The sequence below is a fragment of the Neorhizobium sp. T6_25 genome, from assembly GCF_002968555.1.
In the GTDB taxonomy this organism is placed as follows: domain Bacteria; phylum Pseudomonadota; class Alphaproteobacteria; order Rhizobiales; family Rhizobiaceae; genus Neorhizobium.
Genome location: NZ_PVBL01000005.1, coordinates 226,701 through 250,996 on the forward strand (window position 1 = coordinate 226,701; position 24,296 = coordinate 250,996).

General features: G+C 63.2%; 18 protein-coding genes. 11 read left to right on the top strand and 7 right to left on the bottom strand.

All coding sequences use genetic code 11. From position 1 onward, the window contains the following. Positions 1-36: 36 nt before the first annotated feature. From glgB to C5L10_RS09345, 7 genes are all read right to left on the bottom strand, one after another. Positions 37-2,244 (bottom strand): 1,4-alpha-glucan branching protein GlgB, encoded by a 2,208-nt coding sequence (glgB, locus tag C5L10_RS09315; protein ID WP_105429407.1) that lies wholly within the window; start codon positions 2,242-2,244, stop codon positions 37-39. Further along, entirely contained in the window at positions 2,241-5,546 is a 3,306-nt protein-coding gene (gene treS, locus C5L10_RS09320) for a maltose alpha-D-glucosyltransferase (protein ID WP_105429491.1), read from the bottom strand. Before treS ends, glgB begins: the two co-directional genes overlap by 4 nt. 21 nt (positions 5,547-5,567) lie before the next feature. Then, positions 5,568-8,822 (bottom strand): maltotransferase domain-containing protein, encoded by a 3,255-nt coding sequence (locus tag C5L10_RS09325; protein WP_105429408.1) that lies wholly within the window; start codon positions 8,820-8,822, stop codon positions 5,568-5,570. Between the two features lie 258 nt (positions 8,823-9,080). Continuing rightward, positions 9,081-10,061 (bottom strand): tripartite tricarboxylate transporter substrate binding protein, encoded by a 981-nt coding sequence (locus C5L10_RS09330; protein ID WP_172716959.1) that lies wholly within the window; start codon positions 10,059-10,061, stop codon positions 9,081-9,083. 305 nt (positions 10,062-10,366) lie between these two features. Then, positions 10,367-10,891: a cupin gene (locus C5L10_RS09335; protein ID WP_172716974.1), complete on the bottom strand. Its 525-nt coding sequence runs from the start codon at positions 10,889-10,891 to the stop codon at positions 10,367-10,369. A 25-nt stretch (positions 10,892-10,916) separates the two neighbouring features. Beyond that, positions 10,917-11,210: a DUF3175 domain-containing protein gene (locus C5L10_RS09340; RefSeq protein WP_105429411.1), complete on the bottom strand. Its 294-nt coding sequence runs from the start codon at positions 11,208-11,210 to the stop codon at positions 10,917-10,919. 64 nt (positions 11,211-11,274) lie between these two features. After that, positions 11,275-12,267 (bottom strand): LacI family DNA-binding transcriptional regulator, encoded by a 993-nt coding sequence (locus tag C5L10_RS09345; RefSeq protein WP_105429412.1) that lies wholly within the window; start codon positions 12,265-12,267, stop codon positions 11,275-11,277. 230 nt (positions 12,268-12,497) lie between these two features. On the opposite strand from C5L10_RS09345, the gene C5L10_RS09350 reads away from it, so the two are divergent. The 11 genes from C5L10_RS09350 to C5L10_RS09400 all read left to right on the top strand — a co-directional run bounded on the left by C5L10_RS09350 (position 12,498) and on the right by C5L10_RS09400 (position 24,291). Next, complete coding sequence (locus C5L10_RS09350) at positions 12,498-13,286, top strand: 6-phosphogluconolactonase (protein ID WP_245447958.1); 789 nt, start codon at positions 12,498-12,500, stop codon at positions 13,284-13,286. Then, on the top strand, positions 13,279-14,058 hold the full coding sequence (locus C5L10_RS09355; RefSeq protein ID WP_080954972.1) for a sugar isomerase domain-containing protein: 780 nt from the start codon (positions 13,279-13,281) through the stop codon (positions 14,056-14,058). The genes C5L10_RS09350 and C5L10_RS09355 overlap by 8 nt, the downstream gene beginning before the upstream one ends. 2 nt (positions 14,059-14,060) lie before the next feature. Continuing rightward, the gene (locus C5L10_RS09360; RefSeq protein WP_105429413.1) at positions 14,061-15,200 is read left to right on the top strand and encodes an N-acetylglucosamine-6-phosphate deacetylase; all 1,140 of its coding nucleotides are present in this window, start codon (positions 14,061-14,063) and stop codon (positions 15,198-15,200) included. Next, positions 15,197-16,468 carry a neutral/alkaline non-lysosomal ceramidase N-terminal domain-containing protein gene (locus C5L10_RS09365; protein WP_105429414.1) on the top strand — a complete coding sequence of 424 codons (1,272 nt, stop codon included), beginning with the start codon at positions 15,197-15,199 and terminating at the stop codon, positions 16,466-16,468. The genes C5L10_RS09360 and C5L10_RS09365 overlap by 4 nt, the downstream gene beginning before the upstream one ends. A gap of 88 nt (positions 16,469-16,556) precedes the next feature. Further along, entirely contained in the window at positions 16,557-17,864 is a 1,308-nt protein-coding gene (locus tag C5L10_RS09370) for an ABC transporter substrate-binding protein (RefSeq protein WP_105429415.1), read from the top strand. Between the two features lie 120 nt (positions 17,865-17,984). After that, positions 17,985-18,872, top strand: a complete 888-nt coding sequence (locus tag C5L10_RS09375) for a carbohydrate ABC transporter permease (RefSeq protein ID WP_046631098.1) — start codon at positions 17,985-17,987, stop codon at positions 18,870-18,872. Continuing rightward, complete coding sequence (locus C5L10_RS09380) at positions 18,869-19,762, top strand: carbohydrate ABC transporter permease (protein WP_205837032.1); 894 nt, start codon at positions 18,869-18,871, stop codon at positions 19,760-19,762. Before C5L10_RS09375 ends, C5L10_RS09380 begins: the two co-directional genes overlap by 4 nt. 2 nt (positions 19,763-19,764) lie before the next feature. After that, positions 19,765-20,997 (top strand): hypothetical protein, encoded by a 1,233-nt coding sequence (locus C5L10_RS09385; protein ID WP_245447959.1) that lies wholly within the window; start codon positions 19,765-19,767, stop codon positions 20,995-20,997. 4 nt (positions 20,998-21,001) lie between these two features. After that, the gene (locus C5L10_RS09390; protein WP_105429416.1) at positions 21,002-22,069 is read left to right on the top strand and encodes an ABC transporter ATP-binding protein; all 1,068 of its coding nucleotides are present in this window, start codon (positions 21,002-21,004) and stop codon (positions 22,067-22,069) included. A gap of 20 nt (positions 22,070-22,089) precedes the next feature. Next, positions 22,090-23,265: a mannonate dehydratase gene (gene uxuA, locus C5L10_RS09395; protein WP_105429417.1), complete on the top strand. Its 1,176-nt coding sequence runs from the start codon at positions 22,090-22,092 to the stop codon at positions 23,263-23,265. 24 nt (positions 23,266-23,289) lie between these two features. Next, on the top strand, positions 23,290-24,291 hold the full coding sequence (locus C5L10_RS09400) for a Gfo/Idh/MocA family protein (protein ID WP_105429418.1): 1,002 nt from the start codon (positions 23,290-23,292) through the stop codon (positions 24,289-24,291). Positions 24,292-24,296: the final 5 nt, after the last annotated feature.

Consider the following 24,296-nt stretch of genomic DNA (forward strand, 5'->3'; position numbering starts at 1 on the left):
AAACCTTAGGCCGCACCGTTTGCCTCACGTCAGGTTCTACCCCCGCCACCGCAAGAACACCGTCGCCAGCGGCGGCAGCACGACTTGTACGGAAAATTCCTTCCCATGCGCCGCCTGCCGTTCTGTCCAGGCTTCCGTCTGTCCCAGGTTGGACCCGCCGTAAAGCGCGGCGTCGGTGTTCAGCACCACCTCCCAACGGCCCTCCGCCGGCACGCCGATGCGGTAGCCTTGCCGCGGCATTGGGGTGAGGTTGGAGGCGACCAGCACATGCGAGGATCGGTCCTGGCTGCTTCTCAGCATGCCGTAGACGGAATTCGCCGCGTCGTCGGCCACCGCCCATTCGAACCCCTCGTGATGCAGGTCGCCGAACTGCAGCGCCGGTTCCTGGGCATAGAGGGTGTTCAGGTCGCGGATCAGACGCTGGACCCCCGCGTGGTCCCGGCTGTCGAGCAGGTCCCAGACGACCGAGCCGTCGTGGTTCCATTCGCTCTCCTGCGCCAGTTCGCCGCCCATGAACAAGAGCTTCTTGCCGGGATGGCCCCACATGAAGCCGTAGTAGGCGCGCAAGTTCGCAAGTTTCTGCCAGCGGTCGCCCGGCATCTTGGCCATCAGCGAGCCCTTGCCGTGCACCACTTCGTCATGGGAGAGCGGCAGGATGAAGCGCTCGGAATAGGCATAGATCATCCCGAAGCTCATGGCGCCATGGTGGTATTTCCGGTAGACCGGATCGTCCTGCATGTAATGCAGCGTGTCGTGCATCCAGCCCATGTTCCATTTGAAATCGAAGCCGAGGCCGCCTTCTTCGATCTTCCTGGTGACGCCCGGCCAGGCCGTCGATTCCTCTGCCGCGGTGAAGGCATGCGGGCAGCGGTTGTGGACGATGCTGTTCAGGTGCTTGAAGAACTCGACCGCCTCAAGGTTCTCGCGCCCGCCGTATTTGTTCGGAATCCATTCGCCTTCGTTGCGGCTGTAGTCCCGGTAGAGCATCGAGGCGACCGCATCGACGCGCAAAGCGTCGACATGGTAATGCTCCAGCCATTCGAGTGCTGAAGCGATCAGGAACCCCTTCACCTCGTTGCGGCCGAGATTGTAGATCAGCGTATTCCAGTCCCTGTGGAACCCTTCGCGCGGATCGGCATGCTCGTAGAGCGGCGTCCCGTCGAATTGGGCAAGCCCCCAGACGTCGGTCGGGAAATGCGCCGGCACCCAGTCGAGGATGACGCCGATGCCGGCCTGATGGCAGCGATCGATGAAATAGGCAAAGTCCTCCGGCGTGCCGTGACGGCCGGTGGGCGCGAACAGCCCGAGCGGCTGGTAACCCCAGGAACCACCGAACGGATGTTCCATGATCGGCAGCATCTCGATATGGGTGAAGCCGAGATTCTGCACATAGGGGATCAGCCGCTGACTGAGTTCGACCCAGTCGAGATGGCGGTTGCCTTCCTCGGCGATCCGCAGCCACGAGCCCAGATGCACCTCGTAGATCGACATCGCGCCTTCGCGGGCACGGTCGGCGCGCTGCCTGCGCATCCACTCCTCGTCGCTCCAGCGGAACGGTTTCGAGGAGGCGACGATCGAAGCCGTCGACGGGGCCGCTTCGCTGGCGCGCGCAACCGGATCGGCCTTTTGCGGCAGCAGATTGCCGTTGCCGTCGAGGATCTCGAACTTGTAGCGCTCGCCATGGGTGAGGCGCGGAAGGAACAGCTCCCAGATGCCCGCCTGCGTGCGAAGCCGCATCGGATAACGTCGCCCATCCCAGGAATTGAAATCGCCGACGACCGAGACGCGCCGGGCATTCGGCGCCCAGACGGAAAAGCGCACGCCCTCGACCCCTTCGACCTCCATCGGAATGGCGCCGAGCGTCCGGCCGAGATCGTAGTGCGTGCCCTGGCCGATCAGATGCAGGTCGAGATCGCCGAGCAGCAGCGGGAAGGAGTAGGGGTCTTCCATCTCCTGTATGGCATCCGGCCAGCGGATCCGGAAGAAATATGGCGCCGTGCTGCCGGTCACCCCGGCAAACAGCCCGCCCTCATGGATGATTTCGAGTTCGGCCAGCACCTTGCCGGAATCGGCCTCCACCACTTCGACCGACAGCGCACCCGGCAGCAGGGCCCGGACCACGGTAAGGTTGCCGTATTGATGGCGTCCGAGGATCGAGAACGGGTCCCCGTGCCGCCCTTCGACCAGGGCCTGCAGCCCCTCCTGGACGGTGCCGATCATCAAATCGGTGCGCTCGTATCTCATGAAACGTTCTCCAGAAGTCGGGACGCGATCGCCGAGAAGCCGGCAAGCGGTAGTGGAAGCCAATGGGGGCGGCTGCGCACCTCGTAGGCGATCTCGTAGGCCGCCTTTTCGAGCAGGAAGAGATCGAGAATGCGCCCGCGGGCCTCCGGCGCGATGCGCAGCTCCTGTGACTCGCTGACGGCTTCGAAATAGGCGTCGAGGAAGGCCGGTTCCGCCATCTCCATGAAACGCCCGACCAGTGCCTTGTGGCGCGCATCGTCCACCTCGCTGACGATTTCCCGGTCGAGATCGGCCGAGGCAGCAAGATAGCTCAGCGACCGCAGCAGCCCTGCAACGTCGCGCAGCGGATTGGTCTTGGCACGGCGTTCTTCAAGATCGCGGGTCGGCTCGCCCTCGAAGTCGATGATATAGGCATCGCCTTCCGCGACCAGGATTTGGCCGAGATGGAAGTCGCCGTGATTGCGGGTCATCAGCGTGCCTTCCACCTCGCTTGCCAGATGGATGGCAAGGCCGAGGAGGTCGTCGCGGCGATCGAGCAGCGCCTTTACCTCGCGGGCGATATCCGAATCGATCCCTTCCACCGTCTTTTCGAGGATCGACAGGCTGTGGGATATCTGCCCAGTGACAGCGTCGCGCCATTTTTCGGCATCCGCCGTCGTTGCCCGGATCGGCTGGAAGTCCGTGTCCTCGGTCGCCTGGGCGAGGGCAACATGCAGCTCGCCGAGCCGTTTACCGATCGCCGCGACGAAATTCACCAGCGGCTTGAAGTGCTCGTCCACTACTTCGCCCTCAAGGCCGGTCACCACGATTTCGTCGATGGCCCGGCGCAGGTTGCTGAGCATCCAGTTCCAGGCGTCGCCCTGGTTGCGGATCGCGCTCTGGACGATGATCAGCGTGTAGCGGTTGCCGTCCGGAGCCGTCCGGGCGACCTCGCCGAGCAGTTGGGCGGTGTTCTGGTAGCCGACATTGGTCAGATACCTCGTCATTTCGACTTCGGGATGCATGCCGGGGAAGACGTGGCGGATGAGCTTCACCATCGCCATGTCGCCCAGAATAAGCGAACTGTTGGATTGCTCGGCGGACAGCCAGTGGACGGCCATCTCGTCGTTGATGGTCAGGCAGTCGAGCTTCTCGGTGCCAATGAATTCAAGCGTGCCGGCGCGACCGGAGATCACCGACCGCTCGCAGAGGCCGCGGATCACCCCGCGCGCCAGTCCTTCCATCGCGAACCCGTCGGTCAGGAAGCCGACGCGGCGGCCCTGGCGGATGCGGGCGAGCGCGAGCTGCTGGGCGAGCGCCGTCGGCTGGGCGTCATCCCAGGAGACGGCGAGCGGCAGAAGGTAGGTGTCCTTGCGACCGTTCACCTCGGCTTCGAGCTCTCCAAGCAGGATGTTGTTGGCAAATGCGATCGGCATCGCGGCGACCAGCGAAGCACCGCTCAGCACCTCGCCTTTCCCTCCGAACCAGCGGCGCTTGCCGAGATAGGCGGGCAGGACTTCGTTCGACAACGTCGCCGAAAGCCTCGGCTGGTCGACCAGTTCCTGAAGGTCGCGGCGTACCACCATGGTCACCATGTCCTGCATCTGTTCCGGCGGCTCCTTGCGCCAGACCGGGCCGTCGGCTTCGGCCACCAGCTGGAACCAGAAAAAGCCGAAGGGCTGCAGGGTGAGCAGATAGGTCAGCTGTCCGATCGGCGGGAAGGGCGACATGCCAGAAAGCTCGATCGGCACGCGCCCGGCAAACTGTGCCAGGTCGAGCTCGACCGCCTGCGGCAGGCGCGAGAGATTGGCGACGCAGAGGATCGTGTCGCCGTTATATTCACGCAGATAGGCAAGGATCTTGCGGTTGCCCGGGGCCAGGAATCTCAGCGAACCGCGCCCGAAGGCGGAATGTTTGTTGCGCAAGGCCAGCATCCGCCGTGTCCAGTTGAGCAGCGAGTGAGCGTCGCCCCCCTGCGCCTCGACGTTCACCGCCTCGTATCCGTAGAGCGGGTCCATCACCGGCGGCAGCACCAGCCGAGCCGGGTCGGCCTTGGAAAACCCGCCATTGCGGTCCGGCGACCACTGCATCGGGGTGCGCACCCCGTCGCGGTCGCCGAGATAGATGTTGTCGCCCATGCCGATCTCGTCGCCGTAATAGAGAACCGGGGTTCCGGGCATGGACAGAAGCAGCGCGTTCATCAGCTCGATGCGGCGACGGTCGCGCTCCATCAGCGGTGCAAGGCGGCGGCGGATGCCGAGGTTGATGCGGGCGCGGCGGTCGGCGGCATAGATGTTCCAGAGGTAGTCGCGCTCCTCGTCGGTCACCATTTCGAGCGTCAGCTCGTCGTGATTGCGCAGGAAGATCGCCCACTGGCAGTTTTCCGGAATCTCCGGCGTCTGGCGCATGATGTCGGTGATCGGAAAACGGTCTTCCTTGGCGATCGCCATGTACATGCGCGGCATCAGCGGGAAGTGGAACGCCATGTTGCATTCGTCGCCATTGCCGAAATATTCATTCGTGTCCTCCGGCCACTGATTGGCCTCGGCGAGCAGCATCTTTCCGGGATGGGTGGAATCGAGCGAGGCGCGGATCTTCTTCAGGATTTCGTGCGTCTCGGGCAGGTTCTCGTTGTTCGTCCCTTCGCGCTCGACGAGATAGGGGATCGCATCCAGCCGGAACCCGTCGATGCCGGTATCCGCCCAGAAGCGCATGACGCCGAGCAGTTCCTCCAGCACCTGCGGATTGTCGAAGTTGAGGTCCGGCTGGTGGGAATAGAAGCGATGCCAGTAATAGGCGCCGGCGACCGGGTCCCAGGTCCAGTTCGATTTTTCCGTGTCGAGGAAGATGATCCGGGTTTCGGGGAATTTCTGGTCCGTATCCGACCAGACGTAGAAGTCCCGTTCGGGAGAGCCGGCCGGCGCATGGCGCGCGCGCTGGAACCACGGATGCTGGTCGGACGTGTGGTTGATGACGAGCTCTATGATGACCCGGATGCCGCGCTGGTGTGCCGCCTCGACGAAAGCCTTGAACTCGTCGACCGTGCCGTAATCCGGGCTGACGCTGCCATAGTCTGCAATGTCGTAGCCGTCGTCCCGGCGCGGCGAGGGGAAGAAGGGCAGCAGCCAGATCGCATTGGCGCCGAGCGAAGCGATATGGTCGAGCTTTTCGTGCAGGCCCTGAAAGTCGCCGATCCCGTCGCCATTGGCATCGAAGAACGATTTGATGTGGAGCTGGTAGATGATGGCGTCCTTATACCATAGCGGATCGCCCTCATTCGTCTGTGCCTGGTTCTGCCCCTGGCCCCGGTTCGCGCTCGTCATATCCATTTTTTGCTTTCCTCCCTATCGCACGCGCCAGATCCCGAAAGGCAGGCTCCAATGGGGATCGAGACGTAGCCTCTGCACCTTTCCGGCCCAGGTGAATTTCTGGCCGGTGATCAGGTCTTCGACGTCAAGTGCGCCATAGTCGGGGAGGTTCCATGACCAGAGCGGTATTTCGACATCCGCCTCCTGCGCGTTGTTGGGATCGAGGTTGATCGCGATCAGCAGCACGTTCTCCCGGCCGGCGCTCGCCTTCTCGAAGAACATGATGTTGTCGTTCCAGGCGGTGAGAAGCTGCAGGCCGAGATGCGAATGCAGCGCCGGGTTCTCCCGGCGCAGCCGGTTGAGAAGCGTGATCTCGCCCTTGATGTTGCCTGGGCGATCGTAATCCCAGGCGCGGATCTCGTATTTCTCCGAATCCGCATATTCCTTGCGCTTGGCGTCCGGCCGTCCTTCGCAGAGCTCGAAACCGTTATAGACGCCCCAGAGACCGGACAGCGTCGCGGCAAGTGCCGCGCGGATCAGATAGGCAGGGCGCGGCGCGTTCTGCAGGAAGTCCGGGTTGATGTCGTGGGTGTTGACGAAGAAATGCGGCCGGAAGAACTCCTTCGGCTCTTCGGTGGTGATCTCGCGCATATACTGCTCGAGCTCCCACTTGGCATTGCGCCAGGTGAAATAGGTATAGGACTGCGAGAAGCCCACCTTGGCGAGGCGGTACATCACTTTCGGCTTGGTGAAGGCCTCCGACAGGAAGACGACGTCCGGATGCCGCGCACGGATGTCGGCGATCAGCCATTCCCAGAACGGGAAGGGTTTGGTGTGCGGATTGTCGACGCGGAACAGCTTTACGCCGTTGTCGACCCATTTCTGCACGATGTCGCGAAGCTCGACCCAGAGCGAGGGGACCGCGTCATGGGCGTAGAAATCGACGTTGACGATGTCCTCGTATTTCTTCGGCGGGTTTTCCGCATAACGGATCGTGCCGTCCGGCCGCCAGTCGAACCAGCCCGGATGTGATTTCAGCCACGGATGGTCAGGCGAGGCCTGGATCGCCAGGTCGAGCGCGATTTCGAGGCCCTCGTCCTTGGCGGCATCCACCAGCCGGCGGAAATCCTCGAACGTGCCGAGTTCTGGATGGATTGCGTCATGACCGCCTTCTTCCGAGCCGATCGCATAGGGGCTGCCCGGATCCTCCGGTGCGGGGCTCAGCGAATTGTTCTTGCCCTTGCGGTTGGTCTTGCCGATCGGGTGGATGGGCGGGAAATAGAGAACGTCGAAACCCATGTCGCGGATGGCGGGCAGCCGCTTGATGACGTCGTCGAAGGTGCCGTGCCGGTTCGGATCGCCACTCTGCGAGCGGGGAAAAATCTGGTACCAGCTGGCAAAACCGGCAGCGATACGTTCTGCGTCGACCGGGATTGCTTGCGAGCGGGCCTTGAACGGCCGACGGTCGGCTTCCGCCATCAGTTCGGCTGTCTCCGGCGCCAGCAGGATTTCCGTGCGCTGCGGGTCCTGCACCTCGGTCAGCTTGTCGAATAGGGTTTTAAGCCGGGTCTTGATCCTGCCCGACGAGTTGTCCAGCGCATCGAGAACGAGGTTGATGCCCTCCTGGATTTCCAGCCGCAGATCGAGCCGCGCCTCGTGCTTCTTGACGAACTCATACCGGAAGATCGCGAAAGGATTGCGCCAGGCCTCGATCAGGAACTCATGGCGGCCCATCCGCTTCAGGGTAAATTCCGCGTTCCAGCGATCGTTCAGGACGAGCTGCATGCGCTCCTCGGTCCATTCCGTCTCGTCGGCTGCGCGCCAGAGCAGCGCCGCCGCCAACGGATCATGGCCATCACCGAAAATGTCCGCCTCGACCTTCACCGTCTCTCCGACCACCCGTTTGACCACGAAACGGCCGTCATCGACGGAAGGCGTTATCCTCTCGATTGCCAGCCGGGGGGAGGCAGTCGCCTTGTCCACCGAGGGCACCGGCGCGGCATCGACGATCGGCACCGATGACCGGCCTTCGAATATCCTGATCTCGCCGGGTTTCAGCTTGAGCTGTGCGGCAAAGGCTTCGCCATCCGCCTCCGGCGCTTCGAGCGGCAGGAACGGCGACGCAGCCTCGCGGAGCGCGTTGAAGGGCGCAGCCACGGCACGGCGCAAATCGCGGTTCAGAACCACGACCCGCACCTTCTGCGCTGAACGCACATCTTCCCGGTCGGTCTGCATCAGCGCTACGGCGGGCGTCTGGCTGGTGGAGATGAGACGGAGCGGCTGGCGGGCGAACCCGGCAGCGGTCTTGTTGGTACCGGCGTTGACGCTGCGTATATCGGCCGAGAGATCAAACGAGCCCTGTTCGCGCAGGCCCCTGAGCCCCATTCCATCGCCATGCAGCGGATCGAGCGGCATAGACGCGCCGAATTCGAAACCCATCGGGATCATCAGCCCGCTTGCGAAGGTCGAGGCGAGCTTCAGCGACCGGACCGCCTTCCTTTGCAGCACTTCGCAACTGTCTGTGCCATGGGCGATGCGCTTGCCGAAAGGCGCTTCCGGAAACGTGACCTGATAACCGAGCTGGCGTTGGATCTGGTATTCGTCGAGGATCCAGCGCTCCTCCAGGTTCCACCAGGCAAGCGACGAGAAGCTGCCGTCGAAACCGGCGCCCTCGAGCGCCCTCCGATCCTCGAAAGAGGTGCCGGGCGTCCATGCCAGAAAGGTGGTTTCCGGCGTGGTCTTGCGGGTCGAGACGATCAGGTCGTACCAGGCTTCCGGCGCCAGGCGGCCGATGCCGAGGCAGCGGAAACCGGCAATCCCGAGGCCGGCAAGCCGCGCCATGCGGTTGCGCCAATCTTCGATATGACGGGCTTCGCTCATAAAGTCGATGCCGCGGCTGCAGCTGTCGCGCGGGGCGACACGCGGATCGGCGAGGATCGGCCCGGCATGTTCCGCATCCACCGCGACCCGGTCGACCACGAGGTCGAGCATCAGCTTGACCTTGCTTTCGCCCGCCGCCCGGATCAGCGCCTTGGTGCCATCCTCGACGGAGGACCCGAGCTGAAGTTCCGGGTCGAGCCGATCGAAATCCTTCGTCACGAAGACGCTGGCATTGCGGCCGCGTTCGAAAAGCGGCGCCGTCAGCACCGTATCGAAACCGAGATCCCTGGCATGCGTGAAAACCTCCCGCCAGGCGTCGAGCCCTCTTAGCATCAGGGGATGAACGTAGTAGATCTGTGGGGGGAGTTGTGCGAGGGATGTCCCGGCGATGAATTGGGGGCGCGTGTTCATCGGTTTTTCCTCGCCGCAGATTAGAGCCGTCGAATTTGCGGTCTAACTGTCGGGCGGCGGCGCTTGTTCCGATAAAAGTCCTGATGGCCGCCAGTTTTCACGCTCTCCGGACATGCATCTTGACGGAAGTCATTGAAGCGGATGATCAATCCGCAGTTGTCCCCGAGGGCGCCTCACAGGCCTTATTTTCCGACAAGCTGAAACAGAAAAGGCCGGAGATCGCTCCGGCCTTGCTGGTGCGGTCATGCTTCCGGAAGCCTACTGCTTTTCGATCTTGCCGATCTTGGCCCACTCTTCCCAGCGCTTGGTGTCCATCGTCGCATAGTCGAGGGTCGCCTTCGGGCTGTCGAGCGTCATCGGCTCGCCGCCATTGGTGCCGACGAACTTGCGGGCTTCCTCGCTGGTGGTGACCTGCGTCATCACCTTGTGCATCTTGTCGACAATATCCTTCGGCGTGCCCTTGGGCGCGGCGAGAACCCACCAGATGCGGACGTCGACATTCGGCACGCCTTCTTCGGCGAAGGTCGGAATATCCGGGACAGAGGAAATGCGCTTCGCCGTGCTGACGGCCAGCACCCGCAGCGTTCCGTCACGCGAGCGGGCAAGGCCGAAGACCGGGTCGCCGACCATGTAGTCGATGGCGCCGCTTGCAAAGTCGTTGAGCGAGTCCGCGCTGGTCTTGTAGCGAACCTGAAGCGTGTCCGGCACGCCGGTATTGGCCTTGTACATTTCGGCCAGGATCACCGACGGGAAGTTCGACGTGGCGTAGGAGCCCTTGGCGCCCTTTTCCTTCATCGCCTTGGTCAGGTCGGAAATCTTCTGGTAGGGCGACTTGGCGTTGACCAGCATCATGAATGCCTGGCTGAACACCGGCGCGACATAATCGAAATCCTTGAGCGGATCATAGGGCGGAGCGTTGAAGACGTAGGGCGCGGCGGTAAACTGGTCGGCCGAGCCGATCAGCATCGTGTAACCGTCCGGCTTGGCGTTCTTGAGCGCCACGACCGAAAGGCTTCCGAGACCGCCCGGCTTGTTGTCGACGATGACGGTCTGCTTCAGCTGTTCTTCGAGCTTCTTGGCGAAGAAGCGCGCATAGACGTCCGCGCCGCTGCCGGCTGGGAAACCGGCGAGCAGGGTGATCTGCCGGCTTGGGTAATTGTCGTCGGCGGCGGTGGCCATACCTCCCGGAACGCATGCGGAAAACATCAGCGCCAAGGCGCCTGCTAAAAATTTCTTCACTGCACTCTCCTCCTAGAGTCAGTCCGGAACATCGCGGGCGAGGCCGGAGTGTGATGACGCGAACAGTCTCCTCCCGCTCGCGCTAAAATATAAGGTAGCCATACATTTTGGGGGGCGTCAAATGCCGCGCCGGTGTGAAATGGGCTTCCGGTCAAAATCTAATGGGCGCGATGGCCGCGCTTATGCCGAGGCGTCTCGATGCCTGATTTCCGGGCGATTTCGAGGCGCAAAACACGAGATTGTGCCACTCCGGAAGCCGAATTGAAGGCCGTCATTTCGCGCGACGCCTGGAGTGTGAGGAGGTTTTAAGATCGCCGTGGCGACCAAGCGCGAAGAAGGGCGCCGTCGGCACCTCCCAGAGGGTCGGTCTTTGGCAGCGGCAGGCTGGCGATCCGGGCAAGCTGCGCGTCGCTTGCCGGCCCCGTCTGGATATCCGCTTCGTGCCCGGGCGGGTAGGCGCCGATCACCAGGAAATCCCGGCTGGCATCGATCCGCATGTGACCGGTGCCGGCGGGCAGAATCAGGCAGTCTCCGGCATGGACGCTGAGTTCCGTGCCGTCAGGCCCGCCGATCAGCAGCCGTGCCCGGCCGCCGGCGATGCCCAGCACCTCGTGGGCGCCGGTGTGATAATGCTGATAGTCGAAGACGCCATTGCGCCAGATCCCCTCCCAGCCATTTTCCCGGAACCGGCTTTCGAATTTCAGCGCCATCTCGCCTTCCGCCGCGATGGCTTGGCGACAGACCAGCACCGGCAGACCGGGATTGTTCGGCACCCAGTCGCTGGGCTCGAAGACAATGGTTTCGAAGGTGAAGTCGGCGGTTGAGGTCATGGCATCGAGGCTCGGTGGCGTGATCTTAATGCTTCGGTCCACGGCCGAAATCCTTGCGAAGCTCATCCTTGGCCTTTTCCAGGGTGGTGCGGCGCGATTTCGAAAGCTGTTCGCCGGCGCGGTTGATGTAGAAATTCAGCATCGACATGGCCGACTGGAACGGGCTCGACTTGCGCCGGTCGCTTGTTTCGGCGGAGTGATTGAGGGAATCGGCGATCTTTTTCGGGCTGCGCGATTTGAACACGCCATCCTTCAGGTCCATTGCATCGCTGTGTTCGGCTACGTCCTTCGACCATTTCTTCTTGTTCTTCTTCGGCATGGGAACCTCCCCTGGAAGATTGGATATCCTCCCGAACCGGTCGCTCCCGGCAAGGTTCCCGCGTCTATCGCGCAGCAGTCGTCGTATTGCGCACCACGAGATGCGTTTCCAGCACGTAGCGCACGTCGCGGATGGCGCGCGACTGCAGCATGTCGAGGAGCAGCGAGACGGCGACCCGGCCAGCCTCCGTCGATCGGTTGGAGACGGATGTCAGCGCGGGATAGGTGACGGCCCCGAGCACGTCGTCGCAGCCGATCAGGCTGAAATCGCCGGGCACCGAGACCTGCTTTTCGGAAAGCCCGGCCAGCACGCCCTGCGCCGTCAGGTCATCGAACGCAACCGCAGCCGTCGCGCCGGTGGCGAGGATCGCGCTCACCGCGTTGCGGCCGGAATTGTAGCTTGCGAGCACCGCCGGCACGGTTTCGACCACGATATCAAGCCTCGATGCCGCGGCCTTGATGGCGGTGCGGCGCTGCTTGTTCGACCAGGAGTTCGAGGGACCGCTGACATAGACGATCCGGCGGTGGCCGAGCTTGGCAAGATGTTCGACAGCCTCGCGGACGCCCGAGCCGCTGTCGATCAGCACCCGCGGAATGCCGTCGATATCGCGGTTGATCAGCACCAGCGGCAACTGGCCCGCATGGGCGCGGATGCGCTCGTCCGAAAGGCGTGAGGAGGCGAGCACCAGGCCTTCCACCTGGCCGGCGAACCGGCCGACCAGCTTGTCTTCCTGCTTCGGGTTCTCTTCGGTATTGCCGAGGAAGATGCAGAAATCGGACCTGTCAGCTTCGAGCTGGGCCGCCTGGATCAGCGGCGGAAAGAACGGGTTGGCGATATCGGGCACGATCAGACCGACATTGCCGTGCCGCCCGGTGCTGAGCGCCCGCGCGGTGTGGTTCGGCACATAACCGAGCGCTTCCGCCGCCTTCATGATCCGCGTCACGGTTTCCGGGGAGAGCATGTCCGGCCGCGTGAAGGCGCGCGAGACGCTGGAACGGGCAACGCCTGCCGCATCCGCGACCTGGCTGATGGTGACGCCTTTGGTCCGCTTGATCATCGGCCCCGCTTGATCGTGGAAATTGAGAACTCGCCCGTTTGGCCCTGGCACTTAGCATGAAGTCCGAGGCGCTATCAATTCTGGCCCGAACACTGACATTCATCCACTTGACATGCAACCGGTTGCATGGAAGTCTTCGGTCAATAAGAACAAGGGGAACTGCAACGGATGCGGCCATTCTACAGGGCTGCGCGCCGCAGGCTTCCCATGGCATGAACATGGAGACTGCGTTGACCATCGCCACCGCCCATCGTCCTTCGCCGGAAACGCGGCGGACTTTCGACCGCCTCACGGTCGAAAGCTTTGCAACACGGGCCGAGATGGGTGCCGCTGCCGCCGCCGACATTGCCGCCGCCTTGGCCGAGCGCCTCGCCGGTCAGGCCGGTGTCAGAATGATCTTCGCTGCAGCCCCCAGCCAGGCCGACATGCTGAAGGCGCTCTGTGCCGCGCCGGGCATCGACTGGGGCCGCGTCACCGCCTTCCACATGGATGAATATATCGGCCTGTCGCCGTCCTCGCCGGCGCGTTTCGTCAACTGGCTGGACGAACATGTGTTCGGCAAGCTGCCGTTCGCCGCCGTGCACCGCATCACTCCCGAGCCGGATGCGGGTGCCGAAGTGCGCCGTTATTCTGGCCTGCTGAACGAGGCGCCGATCGATTTCGTCTGCCTCGGCATCGGCGTCAACGGCCATATCGCCTTCAACGATCCGCCGGTCGCCGATTTCAACGACCCGCTGGACGTCAAGATCGTCGAACTGGATGATATCTGCCGCCAGCAGCAGGTCGATGACGACTGTTTTTCCGATCTTGCTTCGGTGCCGCACGAAGCGATCACGCTGACCGTGCCGCGCCTGCTCAGGGCCGACCGGATGTTCTGCGTCGTGCCGGGCGCCGTCAAACGCGATGCAGTTTCGAAGACGCTCTACGGCCCGCTGACCACCGAATGCCCGGCCAGCGTCCTGCGTTTCCACGCTGCCTGCACTCTTTACATCGACAAGGACTCCGACCCCGATGCCTGATCACCCCGTCATCGATGCGGACGCGCTCTGCGAAGGTTATCTTGCCTCGACGCATGCCCTGATGCGCCGGGTTCTGGAGGAGGAGAAGACCTCTCTCGACCAGGCCGCGGCAAAACTCGCCGACCAGATCGCCGCCGATCGGCTGGTGCATATCTACGGCCCCGGCGGTCACTCCAATCTCGCCTCGCAGGAGGTCTTTTTCCGCGCCGGCGGGCTGATGCATATCAGCGCCATTCTCGACGAAGGCACGCTGCTCTCGAACGGTGCGCTGCGCTCCATGGCGATCGAGCGTACGCCCGGTTACGGCAAGGTGGTGATATCAAACCAGCGGCTGGGAGATACCGACCTGCTGATCCTCGTCAACGCCTACGGCATCAATGCCGCGCTGATCGATGCGGCGCTGGAGGCCAAACGCCGCGGCGCCTTCCTGATCGGCGTCAGTTCGCGCGAACACGCCTCGAAAACCTCGCCGGACCATCCGGCCCGCCACCCGACCAGGCAAAACCTCCACGACATCGTCGACATCGCCATCGACTGCAAGGTGCCGATCGGCGATGCGGTCGTGAAGGTACCCGGCATGGGCGAAAACATCGCCGCGATTTCCACTTTTGCCAACGCATTCACGCTGAACTGCCTGGTGATCCGCACGGTGGCGAAGCTTGTCGAACGGGGCACGGAGCCGCCGGTCTGGCGCAGCGGCAATGCGCCGGGAGGCGACGAGGCGAACGGCCGCTTCATCGCCAATTTCCAAAGCCGGGTGAGGGCGCTCTGACCATGGTCGTCGACGGTATCGATCCCCGCACCGGCAAAGGTTTTGCGATCGAAATCGCCGACGGCAGGATTGCCGCCATCCGCCCGGCGGAAAATACCAGTCCACGCTACCTCTCCGCCGGCCTGATCGACCTGCAGGTCAACGGTTATCGCGGCTTCGACCTGAACAATGGCGAAGTCACCGCCAACATCCTCCTCTCGCTCTGCGAGGAACTGCTGAGCGTCGGCGTCACAACCTGGCTGCCGACCCTTATCACGGCCTCAGAGGCCTCCCTCCTTCAGGCCCTCGCCGATATCGCAAAAATCCGCGCCGGCCACCGGCTGATCACCGAAATGGTCCCGGGCATACATGTCGAAGGTTCCTCGATATCGGACAAGGACGGCCCGCGCGGCGCGCATCCGCTGGCGCATGTCCGTCCGCCGTCGATCGAAGAGTTCGACCGTTGGCAGCACGCATCCGGCAATCTGGTCTCGATGGTGACGCTTGCGCCGGAACATGAGGGCAGCGTCGATTATATCCGCGCTCTTACGGCCAGAGGTGTCCACGTGGCGCTCGGCCATACAGCCGCGACGCCGGAGCAGATCCATGCGGCTGCAGAGGCCGGCGCGGTTCTCTCTACCCATCTCGGCAACGGCGCCGCCGCCATGCTGCCGCGTCATCCCAATTTCATCTGGGCGCAGCTTGCCGACGACCGGCTGGCGGCGAGCTTCATCGCAGACGGCTGGCATCTGCCGGCCGACACGTTCAAGGCCATGCTGCGCGCCAAGGGCCTGGATCGGGCGATCCTCGTGTCCGACATGGTGGCGCTCGCCGGCATGCCGCCAGGCATCTATGACCAGCCGGTCGGCGGCCGCGTCGAAGTGTCTGCCGAAGGTCGCATCAGCGTCGCCGGCACGCCCTACCTCGCCGGCGCCAGCCTGCCGCTGTCGGCCAATGTCGCGATCGCGTCGCAGATGGCGGGCCTTCCACTTGCCGATACGCTTCTCTTCGCGACCGCAAATCCAGGCCGTTTCGTCGGTGGACGGGGGCGGCTGGAAGTCGGCGCGCGGGCCGATCTCATCCGCTTCGAATGGTCGGAAGGCGAGCGGGAATTGTCTGTCCGCGAAACCTGGGTCCACGGTGAAAAGGCGTCCTGCGCATGATCCGGGCCGGAGTTGCCATCGTCGATATCACCCCGCCGCCGGGCCTTGCGATGTCCGGCTTTGCGGCCCGCACTCTGCCGGCCAGGGGCGCCCATGACGCCCTGACGGCGCGTGCCATGGTGGTCGGCGATACGGCCCTCGTCGTCGCCGATGTCATCGGCATCGATGCTGCGACGAGCGCCCGGATCCGGCAGCGCTGCGTCCTGCCGGCGGACAATGTCGTGGTCGCAGCGCTCCACAATCACGGTGGCCCGGTTTCCATGGCCGGACGGCTCAGCGTCGCTGCCGATCCAACCTATCTGGAGCGGCTGGAAGACGCCTGTATCGCCGCCATCGACAAGGCCGCCGCGGCACGCCGGCCGGCAACGGTTACTGTGGGGCAGGGAAGTGATCCGGGGATTGCGCGCAATCGGCGCCATCCCGGCGGACCCGTGGACACTTCCCTGCCACATCTTCGCATCCGCGCTGCGGATGGTAGCATGATCGCCGTCGTCACCGCCTATGCCTGCCATCCGGTGGTGCTGGCGGCCGACAATCTCCTCTGGACGGCCGATTATCCGCATTTCGTGCGGCAGGCGCTGGAGGAGGCCTATCCGGGCGCGGTCGCGCTGTTCATGACCGGCTGCGTCGGCGACGCCAATACCGGCCACTCCGCGCATGCCTCGATCTCGCTTGCCGAAAACCCGGACCGCAGCTTTGCTGCCGCCGAACGGATCGGCCGCGCGGTTGCCGAAGCAGCGCTCGGCGCTGCCGAACACCCGGTTTCGGAGACATCAAGCGCCCGCAACGGCACCGTCAGTCTCGTCTTCGCGCGCCGCGAGACCGAAGCCCCCGACTTTCTCGAAAACCGCTGGCGGGAAGAGGCCCTGAACGCCGAACCCGCCCGCAAAAGCCTGCTCGGCTATTGGGCGGATTGGGCACGCGATATCGCGCCGCTTAAACCCGAGCCGCTTGCAGCCCGGGTGACCGTGCTCGATTGGGGCGGTGTACCGATCGTGTCGCTGCCGGGCGAGATTTTTGCGGAGACGGCGCTGACCATCCGTACGAGCCTCGGCGCGGACAAGCCGGCTTTCGTCATCGGTTTTGCCGACGACAATCCCGGCTACATCCCGCCGGCCAACGAATTCCAGTTCGGCGGCTACGAAATCGACGAAGCGCATCGCTATTACGGCATGGCCGCGACCTTCGCGCCGGGCTCGGCGGAAACGCTGGCGGCCTGCGCCATCCGGCTCGCCAGCGAGACCTCCGGCGGACGCGGCGCCGCATGAGCCAATGGACCGCCGGAAACGATCCGATGCTTGACACGCAACCGGTTGCATGAGAGCTTTTTGTTAACAACAACAAGGGAACAGGGACATGAAAAACAGATCAGCAAAGACGAGGATTTCGACCCGCGCGCTGCTTATGAGCGCGGCATTCGGTGCAGCCCTTCTCTCGGGCGCGTCCGCCGTTTCGGCCGAAACGCTGACGGTCTGGAGCGGTTATCCGGAAATGGCGCCGTTCTATGAACATGTCGCGCAGGGCATGAAGGCCGCCTATCCGAAACTCGAGGTGAAGGTCGAGGCGATCGCCCTTCGCGAGCATGAAAAGCGCGTCGCGCTTGGCCTCACCGGAGGCCAGGACGGCACGACGGTCATCGAGCTCTCCGGTTCGACCGCCACCCGCTACCTTGAAAACGATCTTCTGCCGGAAGCCCCGGCGGATATCTCGACCTTCGTGAAGGATCCGAAGAACTTCGACAAGTTCTTTAGCGATACGGCAGGCAAGGGCGGCAAGATTTACGGCGTGCCGCTCTTCCGCGGCCAGGGCGCCCTCTACTACAACACCGACATGTTCAAGGCCGCCGGCCTGACCGCCCCGCCGAAGACCATGGAGGACTATTCCGCCTATGCCGAGAAGCTGACCAAGCGCGATGCATCCGGCAAGGCAACCGTCTCCGGCTGGAGCATGCGCCTCTCGGGCGGCGGCCAGGGCATTGCGGAGAAATTCTGGATCAACATGCATCAATATGGCGGCGCGATCCTCGTCCCCGCCGGCGACGGCAAGTGGAAGCCCAATTTCGCCAATGAAGCGGGCCGCAAGGCGCTGAAGCAATATCTCACCAACATCTTCACCACCAAGACGGTCTCCCCGGAAATGCCGGCGGACGCCGATGCCTTCGAGCGTGGCCAGACCGCAATGTTCATCCGCGAATCCTGGGTGATCGGCGATATCGCCAAGAAGGCGCCGGATCTGAAATACGCCACCGCGCCGCTGCCGAAGGGATCGATCGCGCTGCCGACCAACCTCTACGTCGCCGGCAAGGGTGCCGATGCCAAGGCCGGCTGGGAATTCGCCAAGGCGGCCAATTCGCCGGAAAACCTCGTCTGGCTGCTCCAGAACGTCGGCTGGCTGCCGAACCGTTCGGGCGTCGATTATTCGGCCATCACCTCCAAGCAGCCGGCCTTCGCCGCCTTCGTAGAGTATCCGAAGGGCTACGAGTTCTTCACGCTGCCGTCGATCGGCCCGATCGAGGAGATCCTGACCCGCGTTGCCGCGCAGCTCGTCGTTGCCTTCGGCGACGCGCCCATGGCCGGCGACGATGCCAAGATCGATGCCTTCCTCAAGAAGGCCAGCGACGAAGTGAACACCATCCTCACCCGCGAAGGCTTGGCAGCGAAATAATCGCCGGCACCACTCGCCAATCGCATGGGCCCGGGGCATCATCGCTCCGGGCACTTAAACGGGGATCCAGGGTCCGACCCGCGCCGCGGCCGAACCCTGCTGTCTACAGGCCAAAACTCTATGCTGAAGCGCAAAAGATGGATTTTTGCGATCCTTGCGATTTTGCCGACCCTGGCAGTCTTTGCCTATGTCCGGCTTTATCCGATCGCCGACACGCTGAGGCTCAGCCTTTTCAAGTGGGACATCCTGTCGAAGAACAAGCCCTTCGTCGGCCTCGCCAATTTCCGCGAGCTGATGGGCGACCACCTGTTCATCGATGCGCTGGTCAACACCACGATCATCGCCTTCGGCGTCTTGATCCTGACCATCCCGATGGCGCTGGTCATCGCCGCGCTGATCTTCCATCGGACCCGCTCGCGGATGGCCGGTTTTTACGAGACGGCGATCTTCATTCCGCATGTCGTCTCGCTGGTTCCCGCCGCCATGGCCTGGAAATGGATTTTTGACGCTCGGCTGGGGCCGCTGAATGCGCTTTTGACCTTCTTCGGCATCCCGGCGCAATCCTGGCTGTTCGATCCGGTCCTGTCGGTCATCTGCATCATCGTGCTCTGCTCCTGGCAGGCACTGGGGTACGCGGTGCTGATCTATATCGTCGGTTTCAAGAACCTGCCGGTCTCGCTTTACGAAGCGGCCAAGCTCGACGGCGCCTCCGGCCCGCAGAGCTTCTGGTATCTGTCGATCCCGATGCTGAAACCGATTACCCTTTACGTCTCGGTCGTGACGCTGGTTTCCGGTTTCAACGTCTACGCCCAGGCCTTCGTGCTCGCTTCCGATGCGCAAGGGGCGCCCGGAAGGCAGGTGCGGGTTCTAGTTCTCGACATGCTGGAAAACAGCTTTCGCAATTACCGCGTCGGCTACGCGGCATCCGAAGCCGTCGTGCTTCTGGTCATCGTGCTGGGGCTGACGCTCATCCAGTTCTCGACGCTGCGGGAAAGGGGCAAGGCATGACCACCAATCCCGTGAACTATATCGAGCCCACCACCGAAGAACTTTCCGAAGGCGTGCGTCTGCGCCGCAAGAAGCGGGTGATGAACTTCGCGATCGACGTCTTCCTGATCGTCGTCTCGATCCTGATGCTCCTGCCGCTGGTCTTCCTGGTCGCCAACGCCTTCAAGACGCCGGCCGAAATGCTCTCGTGGCCGCCGACCATCATCCCGCGCGACCCGACGATCGCCAATTTCTCCGCCGTGCTCGGCGAAACGCCGCTCCTGCGCTGGATCGCCAACAGCATCGCCTTTGCGGTGATGTCGACGATCGCCATCGTCGCCACCTCGGCGATCGCCGGCTACATCTTCGGAAAATTCCGCTTCCGGACGTTGAACATCCTCTTCGCGCTGTTCCTCGCAACTGCCATCGTGCCGTTCGAGGTCTACATGATCCCGCTCTATTTCCAGGCCAAGAGCCTCGGCATCCTCAACTCCGTCTGGGGCCTGCTGCTCGGTTATCTGGTGATGAGTTTCGGCATTTTTCTGATCCGCCAGAACGTCATCCACTCCATCCCTGACGAACTGCTGGAAGCGGCCCGCATCGACGGTGCCGGCGAGTTCTGGATTTTCCTGCACATCGTCCTGCCGCTGCTGCGCGGCGCGCTCGGCGCACTCGCGGTGCTCGCCTTCTTCCAGGCCTGGACCGCCTTCGCCTGGCCGATGATCGTCACCACGACCCGCACCAGCTATACGATCGAGGTCGGGCTGGCGCTGTTCCAGACCGGCTTCACCGTCGATCTCGGCCGCCTCAGCGCCGCCTCCGCCACGGTCCTCATTCCGTCCATCCTGCTCTTCGTCATCCTGCGCCGAAATTTCGTGCAGGGCGTTGCCAGCACCGGGCTCAAGGAGTGACGATGGCGATGGATTTCATCGAGGAGACCCGCATCACCTATGCCGCCGCCAATGCCGGGACGCTTTACTGGATGCTGCAGCGGCCGATGCTCGGCGGCGGGTTTCTGAACACCAAGCAGAACAGCCTGACGCTGAAGGATTACGGTTCGGAGGATGGCATCCGTGGCCCGGACTACACCTACGGCTGGATCCAGGGGCGGGGGCTGGAAGCCTTGGTCGGACATGCGGAGTTCTTCGAAGACGAGCTGCTGCCCCTCGCGAAAAAGCTCGATACCGCCGGCCGCCGCCTCTACGAGCTTCTGGCTGCCCTGCACAAGCCGAATGGTCACGCCTATTTCTGCTACGACCGCGATATGCAGGCCGTCTATGCGGATCAGTCCGACGTGCTCCACGCTCAGGAAAAGCCGGCGCTGATCTACACCTATTCGGACGCCTTCGTGGCCAAGGGACTGGTGGCAGCCGCAAGCCGCTACGGCCTGCCGGATATCGCCGGTCACCTCGCCTATTTCGACCGTGTGATAACCGCCGTTGAAACCGGCCGTTTCCAGATGGACGAACGCCGGCCGCTCTCGCTCGACAGCCTTGCCGCACAGGCCGATGATTTCGGCCCACGGATGATCCTGCTCGGTGCCGCAGGCCCGCTGAAGCGCGCCGGCCACACGGCACATCTCACCTTTGCCGACCGGTTCATCACCCACGTCATCGACAGGCATTACGATGCCGCGACCGGCTTGTTGCGCAACGTGCCGGGCGAGGATCTATGCAATGTCGGCCACGGGATCGAGTTCGTCGGCTTCGCGCTCGACTATCTCGACGACACCGCCGATCCGGCGCTGATCGAAACCCTGGAACGCATCCTCGTCTCGTCCTTCCGCAAGGGCTTCGTCGGGCCGGGCATCACGCTCGCCGTCTCCATCAAGAACGGCGAGGCGCAGAGCCCCTATTGTCCCTGGTGGTCGCTGCCGGAGACCATCCGTTCCGCCGCCCTTGTTCATGAACGCACCGGCAGTGCCGAGAGCCTCGATGTCGGGAAGGTCGCCCACGCCGCGTTCTTCGAGCGCTACTGGCGCGGCACGCCGCCGATCGCCTACCAGACGATGACCAGGGACGGCCCCGTCGATTTCGTGCCCGCCACGCCGGATCTCGATCCGGGCTACCACACCGGCCTCAGCCTGCTCGCAGCCATCCGCGCCGCAGATCGGCTGAAGCCCCGAACCCGAACAGTTTCAGGATAAGTACATGGCTTCCGTTGAAATCCAGAACGTCCGCAAGGCCTATGGCGACTTCGAGACCATCAAGGGCGTGTCGGTCGATGTGCCGGATGGCGCCTTCGTCGTCCTTGTCGGCCCCTCAGGCTGCGGCAAGTCCACGCTGCTGCGGATGATCGCCGGGCTTGAAGACATCTCCGGCGGTACGATCCGTATCGACGGTCGCGTCATCAACGAGGTCGAGCCGAAGAACCGCGATATCGCCATGGTCTTCCAGAACTATGCGCTCTATCCGCATATGACGATTGCCGAGAACATGGGCTTCTCGCTGCGGCTCGCCAAGAAATCCAGGGAAGAGATCGCTGAGCGGGTCAACGATGCCGCGCGTATCCTTGGACTTACCGATTACCTCAAGCGTTACCCGAAACAGCTCTCCGGCGGCCAACGCCAGCGCGTCGCCATGGGCCGGGCCATCGTCCGCAACCCCAAGGTCTTCCTGTTCGACGAACCTCTCTCCAACCTCGATGCCAAGCTGCGCGTGCAGATGCGCGCGGAGCTCAAGGACATCCACGCCCGCATCAAGACCACCACCGTCTACGTGACCCACGACCAGATCGAGGCGATGACCATGGCCGACCGGATCGTGGTGATGAGGGACGGCATTGTCGAGCAGGTCGGCGCGCCGCTGGAGCTTTACGACAAGCCGGTCAACATGTTCGTCGCGAGCTTCATCGGCTCGCCCTCGATGAATTTCCTCTCCGGCACGGTGACTGATGACGGTAAGTCCGTGCTGACCGGAAACGGCGTTCGCCTGCGGCTTGGACCGGAGGCTTCCGCTTCCTCCGGCACCGCTGTCACCTACGGCATCCGCCCCGAACATCTCGCCATAGCCGCCGGGAACGAGGGCATTCCGATGACCGTGACGAATATCGAGCCGACCGGTTCGGAAACCTTCGTGCAGGGCACGGTCGACGGCCAGAAATTCTCGGCGCAGCTGCGCGAGCGGCTTTTCATCAAGACCGGCGAAGTGCTCAATCTGGCGCTCGCGCCCACCAACAGCCACATCTTCGACGCCGCCACCGGCATGCGGCTCGGCTGACAAGCATAAGGTAAAATGGGATGGAACAGACTTGGCGCTGGTTTGGGCCGGATGACACGGTTAAGCTTTCGCATGTGAAACAGGCCGGCGCGACAGGCATCGTCAGTGCGCTGCATCACCTCAACGACGGCCGCATCTGGCCCGACGACGAGATTGCCAGGCGCAAGGCGATCATCGAGGAGGCAGGGCTCACCTGGTCGGCGGTGGAAAGCATCATCGTCCACGAGGACATCAAGACCCGCACCGGCCGTTATCGCGAGCTGATCGACAACTACAAGGCCTCGATCCGCGCCGTCGCCAAGGCCGGCATCAAGACGGTCTGCTACAATTTCATGGCGATCACCGACTGGACGCGCACCGATCTCGAATACGAGATGCCGCATGGCGGCACGGCGCTGCGTTTCGATATCGTCGAATTCTGTGCCTATGACGTCTTCATCCTGAAACGCCCCGGCGCCGAGGTCGATCATCCCGCCGAGCGCGTCGCCAAGGCTCAAGCCTGGCTGAAAACCGCAAGCGAAAGCGATCTCGCCCGGCTGGAACGCAACCTGATCGAATGGGTGCCGGCCCGCGAATTCGTCTATGACCGGCAGAGCCTCAACCGCATGCTGGATATCTACAAGGAACTGTCGGAGACTGGTTTCCGTGAAAACCTCTTCACGTTCCTGAACGAGATCATCCCCGTCGCCGAAGAGGCGGGCGTCAGGATGGCGATCCATCCGGACGATCCGCCGTTCCCGCTGTTCGGCCTGCCGCGCGTCATCTGCAGGGCTTCCGATGCCCGCGCTCTGCTCGCCGCGATCAAGTCACCGTCGAACGGCATCACGCTCTGCACTGGTTCCTACGGCGCCAATCCGGAAAACGATCTGGTGGCGATGACCAAGGAGTTCGCGAGCGACATTCATTTCGCCCACCTGCGCAACGTGGCCAAGGAAGGCGATGGCTCCTTCCATGAGGCCGAGCACCTGGAGGGGGATACGGACATGGTGCGTGTCGTGATGGCCCTGATGGCCGAGGAAAAGCGCCGCAAGGCCGAAGGCAGGGCGGATTGGCAGATCCCGATGCGACCCGACCATGGCCACGCGATCGTCGACGACATAGGCAGACGCGTCAATCCCGGCTATTCCTGCATCGGCCGACTGAAAGGCCTGGCGGAATTGCGCGGCATCATGCGCACGCTTGAAGTTCTCGGCTGAAACGGATCTTGAGGAGGAGGGACGATGACCAAACTGAAAGTGGCGATGATCGGGCTCGGCATGGCGGCGGGGCACCATGCCCGCGCCCTGCTCGATTTATCCGACAGGATCGAATGCGTTGCGGCTTTCAGCCAGACGGCAGCCCGGCGTGAAGCATTTGCCGCCCAATACCCGATCCGGACGACCGGCGATCTCGATGCGATCTTCGCGGACAAGACGATCGAGGCGGTGCTGATCCTCACCCCGCCGAGCAGCCACCTGGAACTCGTAGAGCGCTGCGTAGCGGCGAAAAAGCATATCCTGCTGGAAAAGCCGCTCGATATCTCGTTCGAGCGCTCGGAAGCGATCGTCCGGGCTGCGGAGCAAGCGGGCGTGCTGCTGGCCATGGTGTTGCAAAACCGGTTCCGCGCTGCGGCGCTGAAACTCGACGAGATCGTCAAGTCCGAGCGGTTGGGGCAACTGATCGAGGCCTCCGTTGCGATCCGTAACTGGCGCCCGCAGAGTTATTATGACGTCGAAGGCCGCGGGACGATGGCACGTGATGGCGGCGGCGTGCTGCTGACCCAGGGCATCCACACGATCGACCTGCTGCTGAGCTTTGCGGGTACCCCGAAAGACGTCTCGTCCTTCGTCCGCACCAGCCCTATCCATGCGATGGAAACCGAGGATCTGGTGACGGCGACCTTCGCGTTCGAAAACGGTGCGATCGGGACGCTGAACGCCACCACCTGTGCCTATCCCGGCCTGCCGGAACGCATCGAGCTGCTCGGCACCAAAGGTTCGGCCGTTTTCAGCGGCGATACGCTGAAGGCGGCCTTCATGGACGGCACCAGCGTCACCGAGGGCGGCCAGAATTCCGGCAGCGGGGCAGGGGCCAACCCGATGGCCTTCGGCCACGAGATGCACCGGGCTCTGATCGGGAATTTCATCGATGCCATCCGCAACGGCGCCCCTCTGCGGGTCACCGGCGAAGATGCGCTCAAGGCGCACCACTTCATCGAGCAGATCCTGGCTGCCGGCCGATAGACCGC

What these genes read in the sequence shown, in the direction of transcription:
- C5L10_RS09355 (WP_080954972.1), top strand. Translation starts at nt 13,279, where the DNA reads ATGCCTGATCACCCCGTCATCGATGCGGACGCGCTCTGCGAAGGTTAT.
- C5L10_RS09360 (WP_105429413.1), top strand. Translation starts at nt 14,061, where the DNA reads ATGGTCGTCGACGGTATCGATCCCCGCACCGGCAAAGGTTTTGCGATC.
- C5L10_RS09325 (WP_105429408.1), bottom strand. Translation starts at nt 8,822, where the DNA reads ATGAACACGCGCCCCCAATTCATCGCCGGGACATCCCTCGCACAACTC.
- uxuA (WP_105429417.1), top strand. Translation starts at nt 22,090, where the DNA reads ATGGAACAGACTTGGCGCTGGTTTGGGCCGGATGACACGGTTAAGCTT.
- C5L10_RS09390 (WP_105429416.1), top strand. Translation starts at nt 21,002, where the DNA reads ATGGCTTCCGTTGAAATCCAGAACGTCCGCAAGGCCTATGGCGACTTC.
- treS (WP_105429491.1), bottom strand. Translation starts at nt 5,546, where the DNA reads ATGACGAGCGCGAACCGGGGCCAGGGGCAGAACCAGGCACAGACGAAT.
- C5L10_RS09380 (WP_205837032.1), top strand. Translation starts at nt 18,869, where the DNA reads ATGACCACCAATCCCGTGAACTATATCGAGCCCACCACCGAAGAACTT.
- C5L10_RS09365 (WP_105429414.1), top strand. Translation starts at nt 15,197, where the DNA reads ATGATCCGGGCCGGAGTTGCCATCGTCGATATCACCCCGCCGCCGGGC.
- C5L10_RS09385 (WP_245447959.1), top strand. Translation starts at nt 19,765, where the DNA reads ATGGCGATGGATTTCATCGAGGAGACCCGCATCACCTATGCCGCCGCC.
- C5L10_RS09370 (WP_105429415.1), top strand. Translation starts at nt 16,557, where the DNA reads ATGAAAAACAGATCAGCAAAGACGAGGATTTCGACCCGCGCGCTGCTT.
- C5L10_RS09345 (WP_105429412.1), bottom strand. Translation starts at nt 12,267, where the DNA reads ATGATCAAGCGGACCAAAGGCGTCACCATCAGCCAGGTCGCGGATGCG.
- C5L10_RS09400 (WP_105429418.1), top strand. Translation starts at nt 23,290, where the DNA reads ATGACCAAACTGAAAGTGGCGATGATCGGGCTCGGCATGGCGGCGGGG.
- C5L10_RS09335 (WP_172716974.1), bottom strand. Translation starts at nt 10,891, where the DNA reads ATGACCTCAACCGCCGACTTCACCTTCGAAACCATTGTCTTCGAGCCC.
- C5L10_RS09375 (WP_046631098.1), top strand. Translation starts at nt 17,985, where the DNA reads ATGCTGAAGCGCAAAAGATGGATTTTTGCGATCCTTGCGATTTTGCCG.
- glgB (WP_105429407.1), bottom strand. Translation starts at nt 2,244, where the DNA reads ATGAGATACGAGCGCACCGATTTGATGATCGGCACCGTCCAGGAGGGG.
- C5L10_RS09340 (WP_105429411.1), bottom strand. Translation starts at nt 11,210, where the DNA reads ATGCCGAAGAAGAACAAGAAGAAATGGTCGAAGGACGTAGCCGAACAC.